The sequence below is a fragment of the Bacillus sp. V3-13 genome (assembly GCF_002860165.1).
Lineage (GTDB): Bacteria > Bacillota > Bacilli > Bacillales > Cytobacillaceae > Bacillus_BJ.
Genome location: NZ_PGUZ01000083.1, coordinates 1 through 4,715, shown reverse-complemented (window position 1 = coordinate 4,715; position 4,715 = coordinate 1). Strand labels below are relative to the sequence as shown.

General features: G+C 45.8%; 5 protein-coding genes and 1 tRNA gene. All 6 read left to right on the top strand.

Features of this window, described 5'->3' with window-relative positions; genetic code table 11:
* The first annotated feature begins 132 nt into the window (after positions 1 to 132).
* The 6 genes from CU633_RS21500 to CU633_RS21475 all read left to right on the top strand — a co-directional run bounded on the left by CU633_RS21500 (position 133) and on the right by CU633_RS21475 (position 4,483).
* Positions 133 to 960 carry an SPL family radical SAM protein gene (locus CU633_RS21500; RefSeq protein ID WP_180955070.1) on the top strand — a complete coding sequence of 276 codons (828 nt, stop codon included), beginning with the start codon at positions 133 to 135 and terminating at the stop codon, positions 958 to 960.
* Positions 961 to 1,174: 214 nt separating this feature from the next.
* On the top strand, positions 1,175 to 2,245 hold the full coding sequence (locus tag CU633_RS21495; RefSeq protein ID WP_101662597.1) for a GerMN domain-containing protein: 1,071 nt from the start codon (positions 1,175 to 1,177) through the stop codon (positions 2,243 to 2,245).
* Between the two features lie 132 nt (positions 2,246 to 2,377).
* Positions 2,378 to 3,145, top strand: a complete 768-nt coding sequence (gene rph, locus CU633_RS21490; RefSeq protein ID WP_101662598.1) for a ribonuclease PH — start codon at positions 2,378 to 2,380, stop codon at positions 3,143 to 3,145.
* A gap of 2 nt (positions 3,146 to 3,147) precedes the next feature.
* Positions 3,148 to 3,759 (top strand): XTP/dITP diphosphatase, encoded by a 612-nt coding sequence (locus tag CU633_RS21485; RefSeq protein WP_101662596.1) that lies wholly within the window; start codon positions 3,148 to 3,150, stop codon positions 3,757 to 3,759.
* Positions 3,756 to 4,280, top strand: a complete 525-nt coding sequence (locus CU633_RS21480) for a metallophosphoesterase (RefSeq protein ID WP_101662595.1) — start codon at positions 3,756 to 3,758, stop codon at positions 4,278 to 4,280. The genes CU633_RS21485 and CU633_RS21480 overlap by 4 nt, the downstream gene beginning before the upstream one ends.
* Before the next feature lie 129 nt (positions 4,281 to 4,409).
* Positions 4,410 to 4,483 (top strand) — tRNA-Arg (locus tag CU633_RS21475).
* Positions 4,484 to 4,715 lie beyond the last annotated feature (232 nt).

Here is a 4,715-nt window from a genome sequence, read left to right as displayed (position 1 = left end):
TTGCCACAGGACGTGGCGCTCTTAGTCGGCCAGCGCTTGTCGGGGCTGACCAAGGCGCTTGCGTTTTTCTTACCGTGAACACAACCGTTGGGATTCCTGCAAAAAGCGATATAATGAATATAGGTGATCAACATGAATATACAGCTGAAAGATATTGTTTCTAAAAGCATTTTAACTCCCGGAAGGGGTTTGCTGGAAGAATATTCGCACTCGCTCAATCCGTATGCCGGTTGTGCTTTCGCATGCAAGTATTGTTATGTCAGACAGCTCCCTGTGTCCCTGTACCGCGAAGAAGAATGGGGGACATGGGTTGATATTAAAACCAATGCCGCTGAACTGTTGAGGAAAGAGCTTGTCAAAGCGAAGAAAAAAGGTCCGGTAACCTTGTTTATGTCATCTGCTACAGATCCGTATCAGCCGATTGAAGCAAAGACGAAATTAACAAGGAGCTTGTTGGAAGTCATGCTGGAAGAGCAGCCTGATTTCCTGTTTGTCCAAACCCGTTCACCGTTAGTGACGCGGGACATTGACCTGTTTAAACAGTTTGGCGACAGAATTAGAGTGTCGATGACGATTGAAACTGACAAGGAAGAAGTCAGGAAGGCATTTTCTCCTTCAGCCCCGCCTGTCCCGGCCCGGATGAAAGCTTTACAAGAGCTAACGGATGCAGGAATACTCACACAGGCTACGATTGCCCCATTGCTGCCTTGCTCCAGGGAATTCCCGAAAAAGCTAAAAAACATCGCGAGCCGGGTCACATTGGATGATTATTGGATGGGAGATGGAGGCGGGGGGAAACGAACAGAAAAGCTGGGAATTTATCAGATATATGAACAAATGGGATTGGAAAAATGGTACAACCCGACAGCGTATAAAGTCGTGTTAAAAATGCTGAAAGATGAACTGGATGATGTAAAACTGTTGATTTCGCAAAAAGGGTTCGGCCCGGGAAAGAACTAAACATAAGATAAGGCGATTTTGGCCGGCCGGAGGAGCCGTTCAAAATCGGCAAAACAAGGTTGCCCAAGGGCGCCTTTTTATTTTTTATTCAAACAAAGCTTTCCATGTATAAAAAAGCATGATTCCCATATCCCAAATTTTCTTCCAAAAGACGGTCTAAATTAAAAACAGGCTCGTATACTTTTAGTACAAACTGTCTTAGGAGGGGTTTACAATGTCTAAACATAAAAAAACAACTTTTGTTTCGGCGATATTTCTATCATCCGTGTTTTTGTCCGGCTGCGGATTGTTTGGCGGCGGGGAGAAGATTGATCCGCCTCAGGAAGCCACGTACGGGGAGGAAGCAGAAACAGATGAATCAGCGGAAACAGGCGATCAAACAGAAAAAATGGCCGATGATAAGGAAGCTGCTGAAACAACCGTCCCAACGGAGCTGTACTTGATCGATGAAAAAGGCTATGTTACCGCGCAGACGCTCGATTTGCCAAAAACCGAAGGACCTGCCAGGCAGGCGCTTGAGTACCTTGTCGAAAACGGCCCGGTGACGGAAATTCTTCCTGAAGGATTCAGGGCAGTTTTACCGGCAGATACAATGGTTTCGGTCGATATAAAGGACGGTCTTGCTACTGTGGATTTTTCAAAGGAATTCCAGGAATATAAGCCTGAGGACGAGCTTAAAATCCTCCAGGCTGTTACATGGACGCTCACACAGTTTGACAGCGTCCAGAAGGTAAAGCTGCAAATGAATGGAAAAGAACTGAACGAAATGCCTGTAAACGGCACTCCAATTGGCGAGGAGCTGAGCCGGGCAAACGGGATCAATCTTGATACAACAGAAATGATCGACCCGACGGACACCAAGGCTGTGACCGTTTACTATCTTGGCGGTGAAGAGGGTGCCTATTATTATGTGCCTGTGACGCGCCGGGTTTCAAATGAAGTGGACAACAATCTTGAAGCAGTTGTCAATGAACTGGTGAAGGGCCCTGGCTATAGCTCCAATCTGCTTTCTGATTTTGATCCTGATATTAAGCTGCTTGATGATCCAAAAATTGAAGATGGAAAAGTAACGTTAAACTTTAACGAATCCGTCTATGGAAGCTCGGAAGAAAAAATCGTCTCCCAGCATTTATTAAATGCCCTTGTCCTGTCTTTAACCGAACAAAAAGGGATAGAAAGCGTTTCGGTGATGGTGAATGGCAAAGCCGGCCTTGTCAATGACAAGGGTGAAGAGCTTACAGAACCCGTGACCCGCCCTGAAAAAGTCAACACAGGTAGTTTTTAAAAAAATTTTTTTGATATACTATATAAAGAATAAGCCGGAGGCCGCCATTTTTATGCGCCTCTTCTTTATTGTTATATGAATACAGCTGCCGATTCCCCGGTAAACTGCGGAAAACAAAAGGAGGAACAGCGAATGCGTGTGGATGGACGTGAACGAAATCAATTAAGGCCTGTACATATCGAAACAAACTATATTAAGCACCCGGAAGGATCGGTTCTCATTTCTGTAGGAGATACAAAAGTGATCTGTGCCGCAACGATTGAGGACAGGGTGCCGCCGTTTATGCGCGGGGAAGGAAAAGGCTGGATTACGGCTGAGTATGCGATGCTTCCAAGGGCAACGGAGCAAAGGACGATAAGAGAATCCTCCAAGGGGAAAGTAAGCGGACGGACGATGGAAATTCAGCGCTTAATTGGCCGGGCCTTAAGGTCGATCGTTACCCTGGAAGCGCTCGGAGAAAGAACGGTTTGGATCGATTGTGATGTGATCCAGGCAGACGGGGGAACAAGAACAGCTTCGATTACCGGGGCTTTTGTGGCAATGGCGATTGCCCTCCACAAGCTGTATGAAGCAAAGTCCATCAAAACCTTCCCGGTCAGCAACTTTTTGGCAGCCACAAGCGTTGGTATTTTGAGCGACGGGCAGCCGGTTCTTGATTTGAATTATGCCGAGGACTCAAATGCGGAAGTTGATATGAATATCGTGATGACTGGCAATGGCGAATTCGTCGAGCTGCAGGGAACAGGTGAGGAATCGACTTTTTCATATGACCAGCTACAGGAACTGATTAAGCTGGCCCAGGAAGGGTTAATGGAGTTGTTTGAATATCAAAAAGAAGCTCTTGGCGATGAGATAACAGCGCTGATCAAGGGCAGCAGCGGGGAAAAAGAGGAGAATTAAACATGAAGGAAGTAATCATTGCAACAAAAAATCGCGGCAAAGCGAAAGAGTTTGAAAATTTATTCGCCCCCCATGGGTATGTCGTAAAGACACTTCATGACTATCCGGAAATCGGGGAGATCGAAGAAACCGGGTCAACTTTTGCTGAAAATGCCGTGTTAAAGGCCGAATCTGTATCAAAGGTATTGGGGAAAATGGTGATTGCTGATGATTCAGGGTTGGTTGTCGACGCCCTTGGCGGGAGGCCTGGCGTTTTTTCGGCAAGGTATGCGGGTGAAGAAAAAAATGACGATGCCAATATCGATAAAGTTTTAGCCGAATTGTCCGGGGTTAAAGAAGAAGACCGGACCGCGAGATTTTACTGCGCACTTGCCGTTGCGAGACCGGGGCACCCGACTGAAACGGTTTCCGGCACGTGTGAAGGGTTGATCCTGTTTGAACGGACCGGGACAAACGGCTTTGGATATGACCCGATTTTTTTTGTGAAAGAAAAAAACAAAGCAATGGCCGAGCTCGAACCTGAAGAAAAGAATCAAATCAGCCACCGCGCCAGGGCCCTGCAAAAGTTGGGCGGTCTGCTTGCGACATTATCAGTAAAGGGTGAGCAGGCATGAAGAGAGCGTTAATTGTCAGTGACAGCCATGGCTCATCCGAAGTATTGGAGACGATTAAGGAAAAGCATGGGAGCGAAGTCGAAGTAATGGTCCATTGCGGCGATTCGGAGCTTGCGGCTGATGACAGCGCATTGTCCGGTTTCGCCGTCGTAAGGGGAAATTGTGATTATGATCAAAAGCTTCCGAACGAGCTCGTTAAGGACATCGACGGCTACCGTCTTTACGTGACACATGGCCATCTTTATTCCGTTAAATCAACACTGATGAACCTGCATTACCGGGCCAGGGAAGTAAACGCCAATATCGTTTGCTTCGGACATTCCCATGTCCTCGGTGCGGAAATGATTGATGGTATACTGTTCATCAATCCGGGAAGTATATTGCTGCCGAGAATGCGTCTGGAAAAAACGTATGTGATTCTTGATCTATCCGAAACAGATTTGATTTTGCGCACTTTTGATATTGATAAAGGGGAGCTTCCCGGGCTACAACAGTCATTTACTCTTCCAAAACGGAAATAACTATTCTATAATATGGGAGAGAAAATTCATTTTTTCTCCCATAAGAATGGCGAGAAATTCCCGTTAATCTTATTGACATTTTATTATTTGTCTAATATAATAAAGTTTGTCTTTCAAAAAGAATAACATGTCCCAGTAGCTCAGCAGGATAGAGCAACGGCCTTCTAAGCCGTCGGTCGGGAGTTCGAATCTCTCCTGGGACGCTATATGAAAAGAAGCGTGCAATATTTCGGTTTATTACAAAAACCAGTGATATTGCACTTTTTTTTTATTGAATTGCTGATCGAAAGGTGAATGTTTGATTTATGAGCGGTTTTCGAGATTTACGAGCGGAATTCGAGATTTACGAGCGGAATTTGAGATTTACGAGCGGAATTTGAGATTTACGAGCGGAATTCGAGATTTACGAGCGGAATTCGAGATTTACGAGCGGAA